Annotated in this window: 26 protein-coding genes and 1 riboswitch; of the genes, 11 read left to right on the top strand and 15 right to left on the bottom strand. The window is 72.0% G+C overall.

Going from position 1 to position 20599, the window contains the following annotated elements; genetic code table 11:
- Positions 1–15: 15 nt before the first annotated feature.
- Positions 16–648, top strand: a complete 633-nt coding sequence (locus tag ACFFR3_RS28960; protein WP_364370078.1) for a class II aldolase/adducin family protein — start codon at positions 16–18, stop codon at positions 646–648.
- A 6-nt stretch (positions 649–654) separates the two neighbouring features.
- Here the strand turns inward: ACFFR3_RS28960 and ACFFR3_RS28955 are convergent, their stop codons facing one another.
- The gene (locus ACFFR3_RS28955; RefSeq protein WP_379484166.1) at positions 655–2223 is read right to left on the bottom strand and encodes a DUF885 domain-containing protein; all 1569 of its coding nucleotides are present in this window, start codon (positions 2221–2223) and stop codon (positions 655–657) included.
- A 22-nt stretch (positions 2224–2245) separates the two neighbouring features.
- Between ACFFR3_RS28955 and ACFFR3_RS28950 the strand changes: the two genes are divergently transcribed.
- Complete coding sequence (locus tag ACFFR3_RS28950) at positions 2246–3454, top strand: DUF4032 domain-containing protein (RefSeq protein ID WP_345388885.1); 1209 nt, start codon at positions 2246–2248, stop codon at positions 3452–3454.
- A 19-nt stretch (positions 3455–3473) separates the two neighbouring features.
- Here the strand turns inward: ACFFR3_RS28950 and ACFFR3_RS28945 are convergent, their stop codons facing one another.
- Positions 3474–4079, bottom strand: coding sequence for an NAD(P)-dependent oxidoreductase (locus tag ACFFR3_RS28945; RefSeq protein ID WP_379484165.1), 606 nt, complete (start codon positions 4077–4079; stop codon positions 3474–3476).
- A gap of 54 nt (positions 4080–4133) precedes the next feature.
- On the opposite strand from ACFFR3_RS28945, the gene ACFFR3_RS28940 reads away from it, so the two are divergent.
- Entirely contained in the window at positions 4134–4490 is a 357-nt protein-coding gene (locus ACFFR3_RS28940) for a winged helix-turn-helix transcriptional regulator (protein WP_379484164.1), read from the top strand.
- A 33-nt stretch (positions 4491–4523) separates the two neighbouring features.
- Here ACFFR3_RS28940 and ACFFR3_RS28935 read toward each other — a convergent pair whose 3' ends face one another.
- The 4 genes from ACFFR3_RS28935 to ACFFR3_RS28920 all read right to left on the bottom strand — a co-directional run bounded on the left by ACFFR3_RS28935 (position 4524) and on the right by ACFFR3_RS28920 (position 8231).
- Entirely contained in the window at positions 4524–5369 is an 846-nt protein-coding gene (locus ACFFR3_RS28935) for an alpha/beta fold hydrolase (protein WP_364370066.1), read from the bottom strand.
- A gap of 41 nt (positions 5370–5410) precedes the next feature.
- The gene (locus tag ACFFR3_RS28930) at positions 5411–6016 is read right to left on the bottom strand and encodes a hypothetical protein (RefSeq protein ID WP_379484163.1); all 606 of its coding nucleotides are present in this window, start codon (positions 6014–6016) and stop codon (positions 5411–5413) included.
- A gap of 188 nt (positions 6017–6204) precedes the next feature.
- Positions 6205–6345: riboswitch (cyclic di-AMP (ydaO/yuaA leader) on the bottom strand.
- A 167-nt stretch (positions 6346–6512) separates the two neighbouring features.
- Positions 6513–6713: a DUF5302 domain-containing protein gene (locus ACFFR3_RS28925; RefSeq protein WP_364370063.1), complete on the bottom strand. Its 201-nt coding sequence runs from the start codon at positions 6711–6713 to the stop codon at positions 6513–6515.
- Positions 6714–6761: 48 nt separating this feature from the next.
- Positions 6762–8231: an MDR family MFS transporter gene (locus ACFFR3_RS28920; RefSeq protein WP_379484162.1), complete on the bottom strand. Its 1470-nt coding sequence runs from the start codon at positions 8229–8231 to the stop codon at positions 6762–6764.
- 56 nt (positions 8232–8287) lie between these two features.
- Here ACFFR3_RS28920 and ACFFR3_RS28915 point away from each other — a divergent pair, with 56 nt between their 5' ends.
- Entirely contained in the window at positions 8288–8788 is a 501-nt protein-coding gene (locus ACFFR3_RS28915; RefSeq protein ID WP_345388896.1) for a PadR family transcriptional regulator, read from the top strand.
- Here ACFFR3_RS28915 and ACFFR3_RS28910 read toward each other — a convergent pair.
- Together ACFFR3_RS28910 and ACFFR3_RS28905 are read right to left on the bottom strand one after the other, a co-directional pair.
- Positions 8781–8936, bottom strand: coding sequence for a hypothetical protein (locus ACFFR3_RS28910; protein WP_364370057.1), 156 nt, complete (start codon positions 8934–8936; stop codon positions 8781–8783). The genes ACFFR3_RS28915 and ACFFR3_RS28910 overlap by 8 nt on opposite strands.
- A 19-nt stretch (positions 8937–8955) precedes the next feature.
- On the bottom strand, positions 8956–9555 hold the full coding sequence (locus tag ACFFR3_RS28905) for a class I SAM-dependent methyltransferase (RefSeq protein ID WP_364370054.1): 600 nt from the start codon (positions 9553–9555) through the stop codon (positions 8956–8958).
- A 121-nt stretch (positions 9556–9676) separates the two neighbouring features.
- On the opposite strand from ACFFR3_RS28905, the gene ACFFR3_RS28900 reads away from it, so the two are divergent.
- Together ACFFR3_RS28900 and ACFFR3_RS28895 are read left to right on the top strand one after the other, a co-directional pair.
- Positions 9677–10630: a rod shape-determining protein gene (locus tag ACFFR3_RS28900; protein WP_345388900.1), complete on the top strand. Its 954-nt coding sequence runs from the start codon at positions 9677–9679 to the stop codon at positions 10628–10630.
- A 30-nt stretch (positions 10631–10660) separates the two neighbouring features.
- A complete protein-coding gene (locus ACFFR3_RS28895) occupies positions 10661–11173 on the top strand; it encodes a VOC family protein (protein ID WP_345388902.1) in 513 nt (170 codons plus the stop codon).
- Here ACFFR3_RS28895 and ACFFR3_RS28890 read toward each other — a convergent pair.
- Complete coding sequence (locus ACFFR3_RS28890; protein WP_345388904.1) at positions 11170–11460, bottom strand: antibiotic biosynthesis monooxygenase; 291 nt, start codon at positions 11458–11460, stop codon at positions 11170–11172. The two genes, ACFFR3_RS28895 and ACFFR3_RS28890, sit on opposite strands and share 4 nt — an antisense overlap.
- 60 nt (positions 11461–11520) lie before the next feature.
- On the opposite strand from ACFFR3_RS28890, the gene ACFFR3_RS28885 reads away from it, so the two are divergent.
- Positions 11521–12153, top strand: a complete 633-nt coding sequence (locus ACFFR3_RS28885; protein WP_364370046.1) for a TetR/AcrR family transcriptional regulator — start codon at positions 11521–11523, stop codon at positions 12151–12153.
- A 42-nt stretch (positions 12154–12195) separates the two neighbouring features.
- Positions 12196–12645, top strand: coding sequence for a hypothetical protein (locus ACFFR3_RS28880; RefSeq protein WP_364370043.1), 450 nt, complete (start codon positions 12196–12198; stop codon positions 12643–12645).
- Positions 12646–12729: 84 nt separating this feature from the next.
- Here the strand turns inward: ACFFR3_RS28880 and ACFFR3_RS28875 are convergent, their stop codons facing one another.
- From ACFFR3_RS28875 to ACFFR3_RS28860, 4 genes are read right to left on the bottom strand one after another with little or no spacing between them, the layout of a single operon-like run.
- Positions 12730–13947, bottom strand: coding sequence for an ABC transporter permease (locus tag ACFFR3_RS28875; protein ID WP_379484161.1), 1218 nt, complete (start codon positions 13945–13947; stop codon positions 12730–12732).
- Positions 13947–14642: an ABC transporter ATP-binding protein gene (locus tag ACFFR3_RS28870; protein WP_345409363.1), complete on the bottom strand. Its 696-nt coding sequence runs from the start codon at positions 14640–14642 to the stop codon at positions 13947–13949. Before ACFFR3_RS28870 ends, ACFFR3_RS28875 begins: the two co-directional genes overlap by 1 nt.
- 8 nt (positions 14643–14650) lie before the next feature.
- Positions 14651–15739: an efflux RND transporter periplasmic adaptor subunit gene (locus ACFFR3_RS28865; RefSeq protein ID WP_379484160.1), complete on the bottom strand. Its 1089-nt coding sequence runs from the start codon at positions 15737–15739 to the stop codon at positions 14651–14653.
- Positions 15739–16266, bottom strand: coding sequence for a hypothetical protein (locus ACFFR3_RS28860; protein WP_345388916.1), 528 nt, complete (start codon positions 16264–16266; stop codon positions 15739–15741). The genes ACFFR3_RS28865 and ACFFR3_RS28860 overlap by 1 nt, the downstream gene beginning before the upstream one ends.
- A gap of 152 nt (positions 16267–16418) precedes the next feature.
- On the opposite strand from ACFFR3_RS28860, the gene ACFFR3_RS28855 reads away from it, so the two are divergent.
- Together ACFFR3_RS28855 and ACFFR3_RS28850 are read left to right on the top strand one after the other, a co-directional pair.
- Positions 16419–17075 (top strand): response regulator transcription factor, encoded by a 657-nt coding sequence (locus ACFFR3_RS28855; protein WP_345388918.1) that lies wholly within the window; start codon positions 16419–16421, stop codon positions 17073–17075.
- A complete protein-coding gene (locus ACFFR3_RS28850) occupies positions 17072–18325 on the top strand; it encodes a sensor histidine kinase (protein WP_379484159.1) in 1254 nt (417 codons plus the stop codon). The genes ACFFR3_RS28855 and ACFFR3_RS28850 overlap by 4 nt, the downstream gene beginning before the upstream one ends.
- On the opposite strand, the gene ACFFR3_RS28845 is transcribed toward ACFFR3_RS28850, so the two are convergent.
- Both ACFFR3_RS28845 and ACFFR3_RS28840 read right to left on the bottom strand, forming a co-directional pair.
- Complete coding sequence (locus tag ACFFR3_RS28845) at positions 18305–19162, bottom strand: SDR family oxidoreductase (RefSeq protein WP_379484158.1); 858 nt, start codon at positions 19160–19162, stop codon at positions 18305–18307. The genes ACFFR3_RS28850 and ACFFR3_RS28845 overlap by 21 nt on opposite strands.
- A 32-nt stretch (positions 19163–19194) precedes the next feature.
- Positions 19195–19608 carry a RidA family protein gene (locus tag ACFFR3_RS28840; protein ID WP_345388922.1) on the bottom strand — a complete coding sequence of 138 codons (414 nt, stop codon included), beginning with the start codon at positions 19606–19608 and terminating at the stop codon, positions 19195–19197.
- A 126-nt stretch (positions 19609–19734) separates the two neighbouring features.
- Between ACFFR3_RS28840 and ACFFR3_RS28835 the strand changes: the two genes are divergently transcribed.
- A complete protein-coding gene (locus ACFFR3_RS28835; RefSeq protein ID WP_379484157.1) occupies positions 19735–20517 on the top strand; it encodes a hypothetical protein in 783 nt (260 codons plus the stop codon).
- Positions 20518–20599: the final 82 nt, after the last annotated feature.

The raw sequence follows: 20599 nt of genomic DNA, 5'->3' as shown, positions 1-20599 counted from the left end.
CTACATTCCCGGCATATGACCTTTCGCGAGCAATTGTGCGAGTACGGCCGCCGCGCCGTAGAGCTGGGCCTGGTCATCGGCACGTCCGGGAACCTCAGCGTGCGCGAGGGCGACCGGATCGCGGTGACCCCGTCGGGCGTCGCGCTCGACCGGCTGACCCCCGAGATGTGCCCGATCGTGGACCCGGCGGGCCGGCTCGTCGAGGGCGACCTGCAGCCGTCCAGCGAGACCCCCATGCACCTGGCCATCTACGAGACCACCGACGCGCGGGCCGTGGTGCACACGCACTCGGTCTTCGGCACGGTGGTGGCCACGACCATGACCGAGCTGCCCCCGGTGCACTACAACACGCTGCTGCTCGGCGGGGTGGTCAGGGTGGCGCCGTACGCCACGTACGGCACTCCCGAGCTGGCCGCGAACGTGCGCGCCGCCTTGGAGGGCAGGCGGGCCGCCCTGATGGCCAACCACGGCGGGGTGAGCATCGGGGCGACGCTGGAGGAGGCGTTCGAGGCCACGCGGGTGCTGGAGTGGCTGTGCGAGGTGTACGTGCGCGCGTCCGGCGTCGGCAAGCCGGCCGTCCTGACGGACGAGCAGCTCACCGCCGTGGTCGAACGCGCGCTCAACCCGCCCGAGTTCCCCCGGGCCTGAGCGGCGTCACGCCAGCGCGACCTGCTCGGCGAGGCCGAGCGGGAGCCCGCCCGAGCCCGCGATGCGGTCGTGGAACTCCTTCAGGGTGCCGCGGAACGACTCCCGGATGCGGTCGATCTCGATGGCGCCCGTCAGGTAGGAGGGGGCCTGCGTCGGCCAGGCGCAGTAGCGGTTGACCTCGCCCTGCGCGGTGCCGGGCGACAGCGACGACTTGGTCGACATGAAGCTCTCCGCCTCCTCGATCGACATCTCCTCGCAGTGCAGCGCGGTGTCCACGATGATGCGGGCGGCCCGGAACATCCGGAAGTCGAGGTGCGCGAGCAGGGTGGCCGGGGTGTCGAAGTAGCCGTGCTCCTGCAGCAGCTTCTCGACGTAGAGGGCCCAGCCCTCGGTGAAGTACGGCGTCCTGAAGACCTTTCTGACCGTACGCGGGTTCTCCGCGATGTACGACAGGTGCCAGTGGTGCCCCGGGTACGCCTCGTGCACCGCGATCGACGGCATCTGGGCGTGCGCGTTGGTCCGCAGCCGCTGGCGTACCTGATCGGGGCTGAAGTCGTCCGGCGTGAACGGCACGAAGAAGACGCCCTGCCGCGAGGAGCTGAGCGGCGGCGGCGCCATGTAGTGGGCCACGGACAGCACCGGGCGGTTGTACTCGGCGGACGGCAGCACCAGGCACTCCTCGCCGTCGGCGAAGGTGACCAGGTCGTGCTCGCGGACGAACGCCTGGGCGCGCCTGGTCTCGGCCTCGTACTCGGCGCGCATCTCGTCGAGCGTGGCCGGGTGGTCGTCCATGAGGAACTCCATGGCGGCCCGCCAGTCGCGGCTCCCGTTGACCTGGACCGCGACCTCCTGCATGCGGGCGTCCAGCTCGGCCCAGGCGGCCCTGCCCTTCTCGTGCAGTTCGGCGGCGCCGTAGCCGAGCATCTCGCGCTCGCGCAGCAGCGTGGTGTAGAGCCGCTCCCCCATGCGCCAGGTGCCGCCGCACTCGAAGGTCTCGAGAAAGGTGACCAGCTCGTCGAAGGCGCGCGCGGCCGGCTCGGCGGCCTCGGCCAGGCGGGCGCGCAGGTCGGGGTCCTCGACCATGGACGGGATCGTGCGGGTGAGGAAGTTCCGGCCGGTACGCGCCTGCCCGAGCCCCCGCTTGACCAGCAGCGGGGCGGCCAGGTCGGGGTCGAGGTTGGCGCGGCAGGCGGCGAGCACGCCGGGCACCTCGGCCAGCCGGGACAGCGCGGCGCTCACCAGCTCGGGCTCGGGCTTGAGCCGGTGCTGGAAGGGGGCGTACATGGAGGTGAAGATCGTGCCGAGGTAGACGCTCGGGTCGCGGCGCCACTCGGGCCAGGCGGCCTCCGCGATGGCGCCTCTGAGCTGTGACAGGACGAGGTCCCTGTCGATCGCGTCGTCCAGGGTGGAGGCTTCTCGGGCCGAGAGGCGTTCGAGCCAGCGGACCTGCTCGCGCTCGCGGTTGTGCCAGGCGTCAGCGGTCCAGTCGCCGAGTGTGTGATCGTAGCCGTCGGCTCCCAGCGTGGCGGCGACGATCGGATGGTCGGAGAAGTACCACTTGAGAAACTCGTCCACCGGTGCACCATATCCTGAGCAAATGCCCCTCCAGATCACTGGCGCGCTAGGTGACCCTGACCTGATCCGCCTCCCCTGGGAAGTCCCGCTGCAGGACTGGCCGCAGCACCATCTGGTCGATCTGCCGCGCGGCATCTCGCGGCACGTGGTCCGCTTCGCCCGGCTCTCCGGCAAGGTGTACGCGATCAAGGAGATCAGCGAGCGGTACGCCAAGCGGGAGTACCAGCTGCTGTGGGACCTGGCCAGGCTGGACGCGCCCGCCGTCGAACCCGTCGCGTACGTCACCGGCCGCGAGGACGGCCTCGACGCCGCGCTCATCACCCGCCACCTGCAGTTCTCGCTGCCCTACCGCGCGGTCATGTCGGGCACCCTGCGCCCCGACACGCTCACCCGCCTGCTCGACGCGCTGGCCGTGCTGCTGGTGCGGCTGCATCTCAACGGCTTCTACTGGGGTGACTGCTCGCTGTCGAACACGCTGTTCAGGCGGGACGCGGGCGCGTTCGCGGCGTACCTGGTGGACGCCGAGACCGGCGAGATGCACCCGATGATCAGCGAGGGCCAGCGGCTCGGCGACATCGACACCGCGCACACCAACATCTTCGGCGAGATGCTCGACCTGGAGGCCGGCGGGCTGCTGCACCCGTCGATCGACCCCATGGAGACCGCCGAGGACATCGTGGCCCGCTACCACCGCCTCTGGAACGAGATCAACGAGAGCGAGATCATCGAGGAGGTCGACTGGCACCGCGTGGAGCAGCGCATCAGGCGGCTCAACCTGCTGGGCTTCGACGTCGCCGAGATGATGGTGCGGCGCAAGGTCGGCACAGGCCGGCTCATCGTGCGTCCCAAGGTCGTGGACGCCGGGCACCACCAGCGGCGGCTGCTCAGGCTGACCGGCCTCGACGTCGAGGAGAACCAGGCCAGGCGGCTGCTCAACGACCTCGACGGCTTCCGGGTGGCCAAGGGCCTGCGCCACGAGGACGAGGCCATCGTGGCGCACCGGTGGCTGGCCGAGGTGTTCCAGCCGACGGTCGAGGCGATCCCGGCCGAGCTGCGCGGCAAGCTGGAGCCCGCGCAGCTCTTCCACGAGATCCTGGACCACCGGTGGTACCTGTCGGAGCAGGCCGGCGCCGATGTCGGGCTGGCCAAGGCGGTGGATTCGTACGTGGACAACATCCTCGTGCACAAGCCCGACGAGCGGGCGCTGCTACCGAAGGACGCTGATCAGTGAGCCCGATCAGTAAGCCCGATCAGTAGGCCACGCAGATGCGCTTGCGCACGTTGGCGTTCTTCTCCAGCTCGTCGGCGATCGCGACCGCGTAGTCCTCTGCGCTGATGAAGCTGCGGCCCTGCTCGTCGCTGAGCAGGGTGTCGCCGCCCACCCTGAACACGCCGGTGCGCTCCCCCGGCGCGATCTCCGCCGCCGGGGAGACGAACGTCCAGTCGAGGTCGTCGACCTCGCGGTAGAAGCGCAGCAGGGCCCGCCCGGCCAGCGCCTCCTTCTTGTAGAGCTCGGGGAACTCGGGCGTGTCCACGAGGTCCTGGCCGGGGGCCACCTGGAGGCTGCCGGCGCCGCCGACCACGATCAGCCGGCGCACCCCTGCCGCGCGCAGGCCGTCGGTGAGCGCCGTGTTGGCCTCGATGAACGGCGGCTCGGGCTCGGTGCCGTCGCGCGGCGGGGCGACGGCGGAGACGACGGCGTCGTGGCCGGGGGCCAGGGTGGCGGTGTCGCGGACGTCGCCCTTGACGGGGCCGCCGCTGCGGCTGACGCCGGTCACCTCGTGGCCGCGGTCACGGAGCTCGGCGGCGATGCGCTGCCCGACCATGCCGGTCGCGCCAAAGACAAGGATCTTCATACGGCCAAGAGTATCCATCGGGTACTGGTTACTTCATCGTGCTATAAGTACCTCATGGATACTGGCGACGTCTTCGATCCCGACTGCCCGACCCGGGTGGTCCTCGACCGGATCGGCGACAAGTGGTCGGCCCTCGTGCTGCTCTGCCTCATCGGGGGGCCGATGCGGTTCACCCAGCTCAGGGCGCGGATCGGCGGGGTCACACCCAAGGTGCTGACCCAGACGTTGCGGGCGATGGAGCAGGACGGGCTGCTGACGCGCGAGGCGTTCGCGGAGGTGCCGCCGCGGGTCGAGTACACGCTGACCGGCCTCGGGCGCTCGCTGCACGGGCCGATCTCGGTGGTGGCCGAGTGGGCGGAGGACAACGTCCACGAGATCATGCGCTGCCGCGAGAAGCACGCGCGGCTCTGATCGGCCCCAGCGGGCCGACCAGAGCCGGAGGGTTCAGGACGCGGTCAACTTGGTGATCTCGGCGACGATGTCGGGCCACAGCGCCTTCGGCAGGTCATGCCCCATCCCCGGATACGTCACCAGCCGCGCCCCCGGCACCGCCTCCGCCGTCGCCCGGCCGCCGGCCGCCGGGATCAGCGGGTCGGCCTCGCCGTGGATCACCAGCGTGGAGGCGCGGACGCCGGCCAGCGCCTGCGTACGGTCGCCCGACGCCCTGATCGCCGCGAACTGCCGGGCCGTGCCCGCCGGATCGAAGCAGCGGTCGTAGGCCAGGCCGGCCCGTTCCCTGATGGCCTCCTCGTCCAGCTCGTAGCCCGGTGAGCCGATCGTCGACCAGGTCACCACCGACTGGTCGAGCACGCCGGCGCGGTCGGCCGGCGGCGGCGTCATGAGCGCGGTCATCGCCTCGGGGGTGGGCGGGGCGACGTCGGGTCCCGGCGTGGACATGATGGAGGTCAGGGTCAGCACCCGCTCGGGGTGCTCGATGGCCAATGTCTGGGCGATCATGCCGCCCATCGAGGCGCCCACGACGTGCGCGGACGGCCAGCCGATGGCGTCCATGAACGCGGCGGTGTCGGCGGCCATGTCCGTCAGCGAATACGGCGCGGGCGCCCCCGGCTGGGGGACGCCCGCGTCGTGGATGTGCGTGGACAGTCCCGCGTCGCGGTTGTCGAACCGTACGACGTGGTGTCCCTGCTCCGCGAGGAGCCGGCAGAACCCTTCGTCCCACTGGATGAGCTGGGCGCCGAGCCCCATGATCAGGAGGAGCGGCCGCCCTGTGGGTGCGCCGAAGCTGTCATAGGCGATCTCAATGCCGTTTGCGGCTACACGGGTCGTCACGCAGGCCAGAATGTCATTCTGGTACGCGTGGCGTAAAGCCGTCAGCGGGCGGCCGGTACGGCGATGCCACCGGCCTGGGAGTCCTGCTCCTGGTCGGCGGGCGGGGGCGCCGGGTTCCTGTCACGCCTGGACCAGGCGCCGGTCGAGAACGGGACCGGGTGGTTCTTCTTGCCCACGCCGTCGCCCCACTTGGTGATGACGTACTCGACCTCGATGTGGCCCTGGCCGCCGACGCCGTCCACACCGAGCGTGCTGGAGTTGAAACTGCCGCCGGTCAGCTCGGCGAACGTCTTGGCGTCGAGGTCGAGCATGATGCCGCGGTTGGAGGGCTCGCCCGGCCCGCGGTCACCGACGAAGAAGGGCGCCTTCTTGCCCTTGTAGACCACGTAACCCTCGGTCATCAGCGGCCAGCTCGGGCTGGCCGCCAGACCCTTCTGCATGGGCTTGCCGCTGGCCGGCAGCCCGGTGTCACCGGCCCGGCCGGAGGCGTCGTCCCAGAAGTACGAGGCCGTGGTCGAGCCCTTGAGCAGGATCTTCCTGTCTTTGTCGGGGGTGTCGGCGTGCGCGGCCGTACTGGCGCAGGTCAGCATGCCGACGCAGCAGGCGGTCAGCGTGGCGAGGGAACGCAGGCTGAAACGAGCAGACATGAAGCAGCAAACCCTTCACGAGGGGACGGGGGAGTTGCGCTCGGGCGCGAGGGGATGGGGGCGCGGCGGGGCGGGGGACCCCGCGGCGCTACGCGGAGCGCAAATGACGAGCCTGGGGAAGGGGGCCGCTCAGCGGGCGGCCGTCAAAGAGCGGTCTGGGGGTACGACGCGCTGGAACATGTAATACGTGATCCTCTCCATCACGCCTACCGGGTTAGCTGACGGGTTCGGGCGGTGGAGTTGCCCTACCGGCCGCGCGGGCCGGATTCACCCCGAATGCGGGTGGTTCCCCGGTTCCCGAAGGGTTCGGGATTCGGCGCCAGCCGGTCGTCCGTCTTGGGTAAGGACTAGGTCACCGGCTGGTAATGGCGAACACTCTAACGACGGGATCGGACACCCGCAAACGTTTCACCACGAATCGGACAAAGATCTACCTTCAGCGGGAATGCATACAAAAAGGGGGCACGGCATGCCGTGCCCCCTGAGGATTCAGTCCTCAGCCGCCGCTCTTGCGCCTGAACGATCTCTTATTGGCAGCCGGACCGTGCGCCCCGTGAATCTTCGATGGGTCGACGCCCCTGCCACCCGCGCCCGAGCCCGCCTGCTGGCTGCGCTTGCGCTCCAGCGCTTCGCGGAACTTGCGCTTCATCTCGTCCTCGGGAGTTTCGCTGACTTCCGGCTCCGGTGTATCCGCCATGAGGACCTCCATGGTGTTGGGGACACTCAAAGCTTCGCACGCCCCCGCTCATGACGCGAAACCGGCCTCCACCGTGTCTTCAGGCCGCCGCGGCGGCCGGTCCGCCGGCTCTGCCGGGTCCGCGAGCCGCCTGTCGGGCAGCGCCACCAGCGCGACCAGGGCGATCACCGCGCCCGCCACCCCGAGCGACGGCACGACCAGCGCGGCTGCGGAGGCGTGCGCGGCTGCGGCACCCGCCCCGGGTACGCTCGCGGCGAACTCCGCCGTGTAGAGCGTGCCGCCGACGGCCAGCGCCACCGAGCCGCCGATCTGCCGGAAGAAGGCCAGGTTCGCCGAGGCGACGCCGAGGTGGCGCGGCTCCACCGACTGCTGCGCGGCCACCGTCAGCCCGGACAGCATCGGCCCCATGCCGAGCCCCAGCGGCAGCATCCACAGCGCGACCGCGAGGCCGGGGCTGTCCACCGCCAGGTTGAGGCAGAGCAGCGCGCCCGCGACCAGCAGGAACGGCGAGACGAGCAGCCACGGCTTGTACCGCCCGGTCCGCGACATCAGCGCGCCCATGAGCACGCTGCCGGCGACCATGCCCAGCGTCAGCGGGTAGATCCGCAGCCCCGACTCGGTGGCGGCCACGCCCAGCGCCTCCTGGAAGTAGCGGGGCAGGAAGACGACACCCGCGTACATGCAGAAGGCCGTGACGAACGAGGTGAGGTTGACCAGCGTGTACGACCGGTTGGCGAACAGCTCCATCGGCATGATCGGGCTGGCCGCGCGCCGCTCGACCGCCACGAAGACGGCCAGCAGCACCAGCGCCAGCAGGATCGGCCCCGCCACGGCCACGTCGGTCCAGGTGTGACCGTCGAGCCCCTTCTCGGTCAGGCCGAGCAGCAGGGACGTGACGGCCACGGTGAAGACCGCGATGCCGGCGTAGTCGGGCCTGCCGCCGCCGGTGCCGGGCCGGCGCGGCAGCCGCAGCACGATGATCGCGATCAGCACGAGGCCGATCGGCACGTTCACGTAGAACGCCCAGCGCCAGCTCGCGTGGTCGGTGAACAGCCCGCCCAGGAACGGCCCCGCCAGGAACGACAGCCCCATCACGCCCCCGAGCGCCCCCTGCACGCGGGCCCCGCCCGAGCGGGGCGGGAACATCTCCATGACCAGCGCGATCGACAGCGGCAGCAGCGCGCCCGCGCCGAGCCCCTGGAGGGCACGGAAGGCGATGAGCTGCGTCATGTCCTGCGCCGCCCCGGACAGCGCCGAGCCGATGAGGAACACCGCCATGCCGATCAGCAGCAGCGGCTTCCTGCCGTGCTGGTCGGACAGCCGCCCGTAGAGCGGCACGGTGACCGTGGAGGTCAGCAGGTAGGCGGTCACCGCCCACGTGTAGAGCGGGCCGCCGCCCAGCTCCGCCACGATGCGCGGCAGCGCGGTGCCCACGATCGTCTGGTCGAGCATCGCCAGGGACATGCCGCCGAGCACGGCGAGCAGGACGACGACGTCACCCTTTTTGTCAGCTCTCACAGGTGAAGAGTGATATGTAACTTCTGACATGTCAAGTCTTCGATATGCTGGCCACCATGTCCCTACGGATCGCGCTGCTCGGGCTGCTCTCGGCCGTGGGCCCGGCCAGCGGCTACGACCTGGCCAAGACGTTCGACCAATCGCTCAACCACGTCTGGCAGGCCGGGCACACGCAGATCTATCCCGAGCTGGTGAAGATGACCGCCGACGGGCTCGTGGAGGTCGAGTCGGAGGGCGCGAGGGGCCGCAAGATCTACCGCATCACGCCCGATGGCCGCCGCGAGCTGGGCGGGTGGATGGAGGAGCACGACGCCGCGATGACCGTGCGCAGCGAGGTCGCGCTCCAGGCGTTCCTGCTGCACCTGGTGGACCGCGACCAGGCCGTCGCCGTGCTCGAGCGCATCAGGGCCCGCTACGTGGCGCGGCTGGAGAAGCTGGAGTCGTTGCGGCCCGGCGAGTTCGGCCACCACGCCCACACCCTCGGCCTCGCCATGGCCCGCACCGGCCTCCAGTGGGCCGACGACACCCTCGCCGACCTCAGGCGTCCCGTCACCTGATCCAGCCGCGCCCGGCGGCCATGACGCCGGCCGCGGCCTGGTCACCACCCTGGTCCACGTCGTGCGAGGGGCCGTGCTCGCTCGGCGTCACCGTCCTCGGCGGGCACCTGCCCCGCGACCTGCCGCTCTCCCCCGTCGTGGACGTCATCCGCCTCGGCCACTCGTTGTCAGGCGGTGAAGGCCAGGAGGCGGAAGATCGGGTCGGGGGCTTCGGACGTGCTCTGGCCGTGGCCGGTGAAGCGGGTCTCACCACACGGCCGCAGCCCGTGCCGGGCCGCCGCCTCGATCACCGTGGCGGCCCCGTCGGCGGGCCGCCGGTCGACGGGCATGCTCGCGTCATGGGCGGCGCGTTTGTCGACGGTGGTGACGTACACGCCGCCGGGGCGGAGGACGCGGGCGGCCTCGGCGATCACCGGGCGGGCGTCGTCGAGCAGGTGCAGCAGCCAGATCGTGGTGACCGCCGCCACCGACCGATCCCGTACGGGCAGCAGGCGGCCGTCGCCCAGCACCACCGGCACCCGGCCGGCGGCGAGGCGGGCCATCCCGGTGGAGGCGTCCACCCCGAGTACCCGCAGCCCGGCCCCGGCCAGCTCACGCGTCACCAGCCCGGTGCCGCAGGCGACGTCGAGCAGGGTGCCGCCGCCGGGCAACGAGCCGGGCAACGAGCCGGGCAACAACTCGCGCACCGCCCGCGCGGCCGCCCGCGCGCGGGGCAGGCCGCCGCGCGTCTCGTCGTAGCGGGCGGCCTCCCGGTCGTAGTCGAGCACGCGTCAAGTATCGCGGCGCTAACGCCGATTCGGTAAAAATGCCCGGTTCTCTTCCTGGTGTTGCGTTGGAGCGGCTCAGGAAATATGTCCTGCGATGAGTGTTTTCGGTCGTGATTTGGCGATGGACCTCGGAGCCGCAAGCACGCGCATCTACGCCAAGCGCAAGGGCATCGTGCTCGATGAGCCCTCGGCGGTGATGTGCGACGGCCGCACCGGGAAGGTCATCGGCTACGGCGCGGAAGCCGCCGCCCTCGGGGGCGGCGGCCGTACGTGCTGGCCGGTACGCGGCGGGCTGCCCGCCGACACCGAGCTGGCCCGGCGCATGATCCGGCACTTCCTGCGCAAGGTGCACTGGCACCCCTACTCCCGCCCGCGCGTCGTCATGGCGCTGCCCGGCGACTCGACGCCGATCGACCGGGCGGCGCTGCGCGACATCGCGTACGAGGCGGAGGCCAGGATCGCCCGGCTGGTGCCGCACGCGGTGGCGGCGGCGCTCGGCGCGGGCCTGGAGCTGTCGGACTGCACGGGGCACATGGTGATCGACATCGGCCGCGACAGCGCACGCATCGCCGTGCTGTCGGGCGAGTCGGTGGTGGCGTCGGGCTCGGTCCCGTACGGAGGGCTGGCGGTCAACCGGGCGATCGCCAGGTTCGTCGAGCGGGAGCACGGCCTGCTGCTCGACGACGACGAGGCGGAGTCGGCCAAGCGCCGGTCCTCGGGCACGAACCCCGAGGTCACCGTGCGGGCCAGGGACCCGGAGACCGGGCGCGAGCACGACCTCGTGCTGCCCGTACAGAAGATCTTCGAGGCCACCGAGCCGTCGTTCGAGTCGATCGCGCGCACGGCGGTGGAGACCGTCGAGCGCTGTCCGGCCGAGCTGGCCGCCGACCTCGGCGTGCGCGGCGCGGTCGTGGTGGGCGGCGGCGCGCTGCTGCGCGGCCTCGGCCGGTGCCTGCGCGGGGCCCTGTGCATGCCGGTACGCCGCGCGGACCGCCCGCTGGAGGCCGTGGCGCTCGGGCTGGGCCGCTGCGTGGACGAGCTGGGGCTGATCGGGAGGTTCCGCAGCCGCAGGTGAGCGACCCCCCGTTCCGACAGGAGGTAGGCCATGACCGTCCGCGGCATCGATCACGTCGGGGTCACCGTGCCCGACCTGGAAGCGGCCACCGCGTTCTTCGTCCGGGCATTCGGCGCCGAGGTGCTCTTCGACACCCTTCCGCGCGAGCGGGGACCCAAGGGCGGCTGGGCGACCGAGCGGCGCCTCGGCGTGCCGCAGGGCACGGCCGAGGTGGCGGTCCGCATGCTGCGCCTGCCGGACGGGCCCGGCATCGAGCTGTTCGAGTTCAGCGGGCCCCGGCAGGGCGGGCCCGTGGTGCCGTGTGACCTGGGGTGGCAGCACGTCGCGGTGTACGTGGACGACCTGGACGAGGCGCTGCGGCTGGTCACCGAGGCGGGCGGGACGGCGCTGTCGGAGCCGGTGCCGTTGCCGGGTCCCGAGGCGGGCCCGCACAACCGGTTCGTCTACTGCCGGACGCCCTGGGGTGCGACGGTGGAGCTGGTCACGTATCCGGACCCGCAGGCGTACGAGAAGGAGACGGACCTGCGCCGCTGGCGTCCTTAGCGCTCGTCGATGATCTCTCCCTCCTCACTCGTCGGGTCCTTGACCAGGGCGAACGCCGGTCCGGCCTCGGGCAGGTCGTGGGCGACCGCGACCACCGCCTCCAGGGCGGCCTGGGACTCCCAGACCCAGGAGTCGACCCAGGTGCGCTCGTCGGGCCGCATGAGCCGAGTCTCGGACAGGCCGGGGAAGCGGGCGCGTACGGCGCTGATGAGGTCGGCGCGCCTGGCGAGGATCTGGTCGGCGTCGGCGGGGTCGGCGGTGAAGCGGACGATGCGGAGCACGGACATGGTTGGAGTCCTTCGCTAGAGTTGACTTCTAGTGACTAAACTAGAGTTAAACTTCAGCGAATGAGCGATGTCAAGAGGGCGGGCAAACGCGCCCAGAAGGCCAGAGAGACCAGGGCGCGCATCTTGCGGGCCGCCGGCGAGCTGTTCGTCCAGGACGGCTACGGCGCCACCAACCTGCAGGACGTCGCCACCAGGGCGGGGGTGGCCGTCCAGACCATCTACTTCGTCTTCGGCAACAAGCGCACGCTGCTCAAAGAGCTGGTCGACGTCACGATCGCGGGCGACGACGAGCCGGTGGCGACCATGGACAGGCCCTGGTTCAAGGAGGCACTGGCCGCCCCGACGGCCGCCGGGCACCTGCGGGCGCTCGTCCACGGGTCGTCCGCCGTGCTCGCCAGGGTCGCGCCGATCATGAAGGTGCTCGACACCGCCGTCACCATGGACCCCGAGGTCGCGGCGGAGTGGACGCAGGACACCGACCCCCGTCACGTCGTGCACACCGCCGCCGCGCGGAGCCTGATGGCCAAGCCGGGCGCCCGCGCCGACGTGCCGCCCGAGCAGGCCGCCGACGTGCTGTACGGGCTGCTCAGCCCCGAGCTCTACCTGCTGCTCGCGGGGGCGCGGGGCTGGCCGCACGAGCGGTTCGAGGAGTGGGTGCACGACACGCTGGCGGCCCAGCTCCTCGACCGCTGAAACCCCCTCGATCGCCGCGAAGGTCCTCGATATGGTCGAAGGGTGCGCTCCGGCCGTCACGCCCTTTCCGCGGTGCTCATCTGCGCCGCGGCGATGACGGCCTGCACCGTGGGCTGCACGGCGGCCTCTGATCTGCCCTCTTTCGAAGAGGCGTCGCGGCAGCTCGACCACGACGCCGACACCCTCCTCGGCGCCGGCCTCAGCGGGCCGGCGGTGCGCCTGCTCGACGACGAGACGTGTGTGCCCGGGCAAGTGCGGCACGCGGTCCGCGCCGAGGGCGACCTCGCCGGCCCCTCCGACGGGCTGCTCGCCCGCCTGGACGCGCTGGGCTACGACCGCGTCGCCGACGACGCCGATCTGCGTGACGACGCCGAGGACGTCGCGGTCTTCCGCAACCCGCGCACCCAGGTGACGTTCGAGCTGACCCTGCGCCCCGAGGACGGCGACGGCGTCCGCGTGATCGGCAGGACCGTCTGCTACGCGACCGGCTGACGCCAGGCGCGCGCCGAAGCCTCCGTCCGGCCCCGGACGAGCATCACGGGCTCGCCGACGTCTCCCGCCGGCACCCGGCGCACGTCACGGGGTCGCCAGTGCCTCCGTCGGGGACAGGCGGGAGGCGCGTACGGCCGGGTAGAGGCCGGCGGCGGCGCCGATGGCGAGAGTCGCGGCCAGCCCGCCCGCCGTCGCCCAGGCGGGCACGACCGACGGCCAGCCGCTGTAGAGCGCGTACGCCGTCGTCACCCCCGTCCCGAGCAGCACGCCGCCGATCCCGCCCAGCGCCGACAGCAGCAGCGACTCGGCCAGGAACTGGGTGCGGACCTGCCCCCTGGTCGCGCCGAGCGAGCGGCGCAGCCCGATCTCGGCCCGGCGCTCCAGCACGGAGATGACCATCGTGTTGGCCACGCCGACCCCGCCCACGAGCAGCGCCACCGCCCCGACGCCCAGCAGCAGCCCGGCGAACGCCTGGCTGGTCGCCTGCTTGGCGGCGAGCGCGTCGGACGGGCGGGAGACGTCCACCTCGTTGGGCGCCTGCGGGTTGGCGGTGGCGCCGAGCACCTCGCGTACGGCCTCCAGCCGCGCCTCGTCGGAGCGGGTGTAGAGGGTGGTCGGATGCCCGTCGAAGCCCAGCCGCCCCTCGGCCACCGGCCACCCGACCAGCACGCCGCTGTCGAGGTCGGGGGCCAGTGCCACCGGCTCCAGCACTCCGACCACGGTGAACCTGACGCCGCCCACCACGATCTGGGTGTCCTGGCCGGGCGCGCCGATGCCGAGCCGCCGCGCGGCATCCGCGCCGACGACGGCGGCCGGGTAGCGCTCGGTGGCCGCGTTCAGCCAGGTGCCGCCGCTCAGCGTGGCGCCGATGGTGGCGGGCAGGTCGAGGCGGGCGGCGTACGTGCTGAGGCCGCCGGTCTGCGCCTCCGGGATGCGCTCCGAGCGGTAGACCTTGGCCTCGGAGACCTTCCCGACCGACGACACCGCCCGTACGGGGCCGATGCGGTCGATCATCGCCTCGGCGTCCATCGGCAGCTGCGCGGCCTCCCCCATGAGCGTGGTGCCCGAAGTGACGGTGAGCAGGTTCGTGCCCAGCGCGGAGAGCTGGCGGTCCAGCTCGGCGCCCGACGAGGACGAGAGCCCGACCACGCCGACCATGGCGGCGATGCCGATGGCGATGCCGAGCGCGGACAGGAACGCCCGCAGCGGCCTGGTCCGCAGGCCGATCGCGCCGACCCGCAGCACGTCGCGGGCCCGCATCCGGGCCGGGACGGGCCGGGGCCGCACCTCCATGAGCGTCATCAGGCCCCGCCCTTCCACAGCCGCACGGGTTCCTGCGCCGAGTCGGAGACGATCTCCCCGTCGCGCATGCGGACCTGACGGGGCAGCCTGTCCGCGATCTCCCTGTCATGAGTGATGATCACGATGGTGGTGCCGGCCGCGTTCAGCTCGCGCAGCAGCTCCATGACGCCCGCGCCGGAGACCGAGTCGAGCGCCCCGGTCGGCTCGTCGGCCAGCAGCAGCGGCGGGTCGCCCGCCACGGCCCTGGCGATCGCCACCCGCTGCCGCTCGCCGCCGGACAGCTCGTGCGGCTCGTGGTCCATGCGGTGTCCGAGCCCGACCCGTTCCAGCGCCTCTGCCGCGCGGCGGCGCCGCTCGGAGCGGCTCATGCCGGTGTAGACGAGGCCGTCGGCCACGTTGTCCAGGGCGGGGACCCGCGGCGCGAGGTGGAAGGACTGGAAGACGAAGCCGATCGTGGTGGCGCGCAGCGCGGAGAGCTGGTTGTCCGTCAGCGCCGAGACGTCGTGACCGTCGATGTGCACACTGCCCGTCGTGGGCCGGTCGAGGGTGCCGATGACGTTGAGCATCGTCGACTTGCCCGACCCCGACGGGCCGGCGATGGCGACCAGCTCGCCGTGGCCGATCCGCAGCGACACCTCCCGCAGCGCCGCCACCCCTCCGGGATACGTCCTGGACACGCCGGTGAGAGCGATCATCTCGTACGTCACTTCGGCATCCCCACGGTCATGCCCTCCGCCAGCCCGTCGCCGGACACCTCGACCTTGCCCCCGGCGAACAGGCCGGTCTCGACCGCGACGTACCGGGACCTGCCGCCCTCGACGACCTCCAGGCCGTACCCGCCCTCCTGGAGCGCGACGAGCGCCGCGACCGGCACGGCGAGCACGTTCTCGCGCTTGGACGCGGTGAACGTGACGTCGACCGCCGCCTTGTCCAGCCCGCGCGCCGCCTTGGCGTTGCCGATCGACACCAGCGCCTCGACCCGCGTCTCCGGGTCCTGGTTCTGGCTCTCGGCCGGCACGATGACGGTGGCCACCTCGGTCACCTTGCCCTTCACGCTCTCGCCGTCCGGCAGCGTGACCTGGACCTTCGCGCCCTTCTTCGCCAGCCGCTGGTCGTCGGAGCCGAGCTGCACGGTGATCACCTTCGAGGTGCCCGTGTACGCGAGCACCTGCTGCCCCGGCTGCGCCGGCCCGCCCTCCTCGGCCTGCAGGCTCTCCACGCGCACCTTGCCGGGGGCGAACACCACCCGGCCCAGCTCCACCACGCCGGTCTCCGGCAGGCCGCGGTCGTCCTGCCACTCCATGACGGCCTGGGCGGTGTCCCAGGTGAACTCGTCGTCCACGGTGAAGCCGTCGTAGCCGAGCTTGTCGAGGTTGCGTTCCAGGCTCTCGACGTCCTTGCCGGTCATCCCGGCCTTCAGGTCGCGGTAGGCGGGGGTGCCGCCGTACATGAGGGTGACCGGCTCGTCGTCCACGCGGTAGAGCGACTTGCCGCGGGTGATCGTCGCGCCGCTCCCGGGCAGCCAGGTGATCGTGCCGGGCCTGCGGGCCACGGCCGTGGTGACCGGGCCGTAGCCGAGCTCGCCGTCGGCGTCCGTGGTGTCGTTGAGCGTCTGCCTGGTGACGGTCGCGGTGGCCGGTGGCAGGGCGCTCGCCGAGCCGGTCGGGCTCGCGCCGCCCTCCAGCAGGCCCGCGCCGTTGACGGCGACCAGCGCGCCGCCCGCGACCGCCACCACGGTCAGCAGCGCGGCCACCAGCCCGCCGCGCCGCCGCCGCTTCCTGGGCGGCTCCATCAGGAGTCTCCCATGCCGGCCTCGCCGGCCTCCTTCTGGCACTTCTTCCTGGCGGACTCGAAGTCGGGGTCGCCGCCGACCTCCGGGGTGATCCGCATCATGCCGCCCTCGGGGTCGGGGTAGCTCTCGACGCCGTTGTCCCGCATGCACTGGGCGAGCTTGCGCAGGCTCTCGGCGGCCTTGCCGTTGCCGCCGCGCCCCGCCTCGCCGCTCGGCGCGTACTGCTTGCACGCCTCCTGGGCGGCCTCCACCTTCTCCCGCGGGGTGTTCTTGTCGAACCGCATCGTGAACCGGCCGTCCTCGGGGTCGGGCACGTCGATGCCGTTCTCGCGCATGCACTGGGCGAACTTGAGCGCCTTGTCCTTCCTGTCCTCGCTCGGCTGTGCGCTCGCGGTGGCCTTGGTGCCGGTGCCGGACACCGAGGCCACGTCCGACCCGGCGTCACCGCCCGAACCGCACGCCGCCAGCAGTGCCGCCATGAGCAGCGCGGCCCCGACGGCGGGCGCGGTGCGTCTTCTTCCTCGCATGAAGCTCTCCTTCGTGGCACGAACGTCGTACGAGGCCAGATGCAACAGTCCGGGCTGTTTCCTCCGCGTTTCCACCGGCGGCTTACCTGGAGCGAACGCCGCATCAGCCACACTCGGCTTTGTCAGCGAACGAAAGGGGCCTGAGTAACGTCATGCGGGTGCTGGTGGTGGAGGACGAGCCGCTGCTCGCCGACGCGATCGCCGAGTGGCTGCGTGAGGAGACGCACGCGGTCGACCTCGCGCACGACGGCGCGGCCGCGCTCGAGCGGATCGCGGTGAACGACTACGACGTGGTCGTGCTGGACCGGGATCTGCCCCGCGTGCACGGGGACGAGGTGTGCAGGGAGATGGTGGCCGCCGCGTGCGCCGCGCGGGTGCTGATGCTCACCGCCGCCGCGCAGCTCGACGACCGGGTGAGCGGGCTGTCGATGGGCGCCGACGACTACCTGACCAAGCCGTTCGCGTTCCAGGAGCTGGCCGCCCGGGTGCTGGCGCTGGGCCGGCGCTCGCGCCCCGCCGTGCCGCCGGTGCTGCGGCGGGCCGGGATCACGCTCGATCCGGCGCGCAGGGAGGTGTTCAGGAACGGGCGGTTCGTGCCGCTGTCGAAGAAGGAGTTCGCGGTGCTGACCGAGCTGATGCGGGCGGACGGCTGCGTCGTCTCGGCCGAGCAGCTCCTGGAGAAGGCGTGGGACGAGAACGCCGACCCGTTCACCGGCGCGGTCCGCCTGACGATACTCAAGCTGCGCCGCAAGCTGGGCGACCCGCCGGTCGTGGAGACCGTGCCCGGCGTCGGATACCGCATCCCTTGAGCCTCCTGATGCCCGCCCGCCTGCTGCGCAGAGCGCGGCCCACACTGCGGCCCACGCTGCGGCCCACACTGCGGCCCACACTGCGGCTGCGGCTCACGCTCGTGTACGGCGCCCTGTTCCTGCTGGCCGGGCTGACCCTGCTCGCGGTCACGTACCTGCTGTTCGACCAGCAGCTCAAGGGCATCTTCGACAGCCAGTACGCCTCCGAGCCGGGCCGGCACAAGCAGGTCATCCTCACCAGGAACGGCGTCACGATCCAGGGCGAGGCGGCCCTGGAGTGGCTGCGCGACCAGCAGACCGGGGTGCGCGACGCCGCCGTCACCTCGCTCATCACCCAGGGCGTGGTCGCGCTGCTGGTGGTCGGAGCCGCCGCCGTGGCGCTCGGCTGGGTGGTCGCGGGCCGCGTGCTGGCCCCGCTGAACCTGGTCACCGACACCGCCCGCAGGATCGCCGCCGCCCCCATGGCCGAGCGCGGCCTGTCCGAGCGCATCGCGCTGCGCGGGCCGGACGACGAGGTGAAGGACCTGGCCGACACGTTCGACACCATGGTGGAGCGGCTCGACCGCTCGTTCGACGGGCAGCGCAGGTTCGTCGCCAACGCCTCGCACGAGCTGCGCACGCCGCTGACGCTCAACCGGGCGCTGGTGGAGCTGGCCATGCACCGCCGTACGGCGTCGTCCGACGTCAAGGAGCTGGGCGAGAGCCTGCTGGAGATCAACGCCCGCCACGAGCGGCTGATCAGCGGGCTGCTCCTGCTGGCGCGCACGGAGCAGGAGCTGGCCGACCGGGCGCCCGTGGACCTGGCGGACGTGGTCACGCACGTGATCGAGCAGAACGCCGACGCCGCCGCCGCTGCCGGGGTGAAGCTGGACGAGGCCACCGGCCCCGCCCCCACCACCGGCGACGCGCTGCTGCTCGAACGCCTCGTGCACAACCTGGTGGAGAACGGCGTCCGCTACAACGTGACCGACGGCGCCGGCTGGGTGCGGGTGACGAGCAGGACGGTCTCCCGGGAGACGGTCGAGGTGGAGGTCGCCAACACGGGGCCCGCCGTGCCGCCGTACGACGTGCCGCTGCTGTTCAAGCCGTTCCACCGGCTCGGGGACGAGCGGGCGGTGACGGGGACGAGCGCCGGGCTGGGGCTGTCGATCGTCCGGTCGGTGGCGGTGGCGCACGGCGGGGACGTACGGGCGCGGCCCCGCGACGGCGGCGGGCTGATCGTGGTCGTCTCACTCCCCCGCGCCCATTGAGCGGCGGGCCAGCAGCTCCTCCAGGCTCGTGGCCGGATGCCCGGTCAGGGCCGGTACGTCGCCGCTGACCCCTTCGAGCTCGCCGGTCGCGATCGCGAGGTAGGTGGACACCCACGCCTCCACCTGCCAGGCGGGCGCGTCGTAGACCGCGCGGGACGCGTACGCCTCCTCGGCCGTCTCCGGGCGGTAGGTGATCGTGCGGCCGGTCGCCCTGGTCAGCGTGGCGGCCACCTCGTCGAGGGTGAGCGCCTCGGGTCCCGTGAGGTCGTACGTCGCCCCCGCGTGCTCCTCCGGGCTCAGCAGCACGGTCACCGCCGCCTCGGCGATGTCGTCCTGCGCCACCGCCGCCACCCGCCCCTGCCCCGCCGGGCCCCTGATGACGTCGTCGTCCCCTGCCAGGGCGGGCAGGAAGTCGGCGTAGAGGCTGTCGCGCAGGAAGGTGAAGGGCAGGCCGCTGTCGCGGATGTACTGCTCGGTCGCCCAGTGGTCGCGGGCCAGCGTGAACGTCGCGTCGGGGGCGGCGCCGTAGAAGGAGACGTAGACGAGGTGGGACACGCCGGCGTGGCGGGCGGCGTCCACGAACGTGCGGTGCTGGGCCGGGCGGTCCTCGCTCTCCCCCGCTGACACGAACAGCACGGTCGAGGCCCCGTCGAGCGCGCCGCGCATGGCGGCCGGGTCGCCGTAGGAGGCCGAGACCGCTACGGCGCCTTCGTAGGCCGGGGCGCGCTCGGCGGCGTGCCGTGAGACCAGCCGCTGCCGGGCTCCCCTGGCGGCGAGCAGCCGCGCGATCCTGCCGCCGAGCTGCCCGGTGGCGCCGGTGGTGACGATGAACGACATACCGGCACCCTAACGACGCCCCGGCGCGCCGCTCACTCGGCTCCGGCGATCACCGCCACCGCCTCGACCTCCACGAGCTGGTCGCTGTAGCCCAGGACGGTGACGCCGAGCAGCGTGCTCGGGGGCTCGTGGTCGCCCATGTGCTCCCTGTAGACCTGCCAGGCCGTGACCAGGTCTTTCTGAGAGGTGGTGGCGACGTAGACGGTCGTCTTGACCACGTCGGTCAGCGCGGCGCCGGCGCCTTCGAGCGCGGTGACGAGGTTGCGCATCACCTGGTGGGCCTGGCCGGCGTAGTCGCCGACGGCCACCGTGGCGCCGTCGGTGTCGAGCGGGCAGGCGCCGGCCACCCAGATGGCGCGCAGCGGCGCGTCCACGGTGGCCGCGTACGCGTATTCGACCTGCTGGGCCAGCTGGTCGTTGCGGATGAGTCGAACACCTGTTGTCATAGGCGTTTTCCTACCATTCGGCGGGATGACGGCGCATCTCAATTGCGGTTGGATGACCGTGTCACCCGAGCATGCCCGGCTCGCGTCCTTTCTCGGGTGCCTCGTCCGTCCCAAGGAGAGCCTGTCGTGCGTGTCGTGCCGGTCGTCTTATCCGCCGCCGTGGTGTTCTCGTGCCTCCCCGTACCGGCCGCCCAGGCCGCCGCAGCGGTGCCGTACGTGTGCACGGTGGTCGCCACCGGCGCCAAGCAGGACGTCTCCATCGACGTGGAGCTCACCGTGCCCGCCCAGGCACAGCCCAACGAGGAGCTGACGATCGGCTGGACCGGAGCGTACGCCGCCGGCTCCGAGCTGCTCGCCCCCGCCACCGGGTTGGAGGGCGACATCAAGATGTACGCCTACGCCGGCATCAGCGGCATCCCGAACTTCACCTCGGCCACCGGCGTCGCCGAGATCGGCACGGTCATCCCCGACGAGCCCATCCCGTTGCCCGCGACGACGGTCGACCTCAAGACGACCCCCAGGAACACCGGCACCGGCCAGGTGCACGCCGCGTCCGTCAATTTCGGCCTGCGCCCCACGGAACCGCTGATCGAGTGCGAGATCGAGGACACCAGCGGCAGGACCGATTACCCCATCACGGTCGGCACGGCCGGCCAGGACGACGACGACACCACTCCTACCCCCACCCCCGACGACTCGGACAGCACCACTCCCACGGATCAGGAGACCGAAGAGGACGCCTCGGAGACCACAACCGAGGAGACGCCGGAAGAGGCCCCCTCGGGCGGCGTGGACACGGGCGCCGGCGGTCTCGCGGGCCCGGACGGCCGGGCGCTGATGGGCATCGGCCTGGTGATCCTGCTGGCCGCGCTCACCGGCCTGCGCCTGCGCCGCCCCCGCCGTTCCTGAAGCTCCTGAGCGGGCGCGTTCGTGACCACGCTGTGGTCAAACCATTGAACTGAGGCCCGCACGACGCTACCGTTCACCTCCA

Source organism: Nonomuraea salmonea (assembly GCF_042428605.1).
Lineage (GTDB): Bacteria > Actinomycetota > Actinomycetes > Streptosporangiales > Streptosporangiaceae > Nonomuraea > Nonomuraea salmonea.
This window is presented reverse-complemented; position numbering and strand designations above follow the sequence as displayed.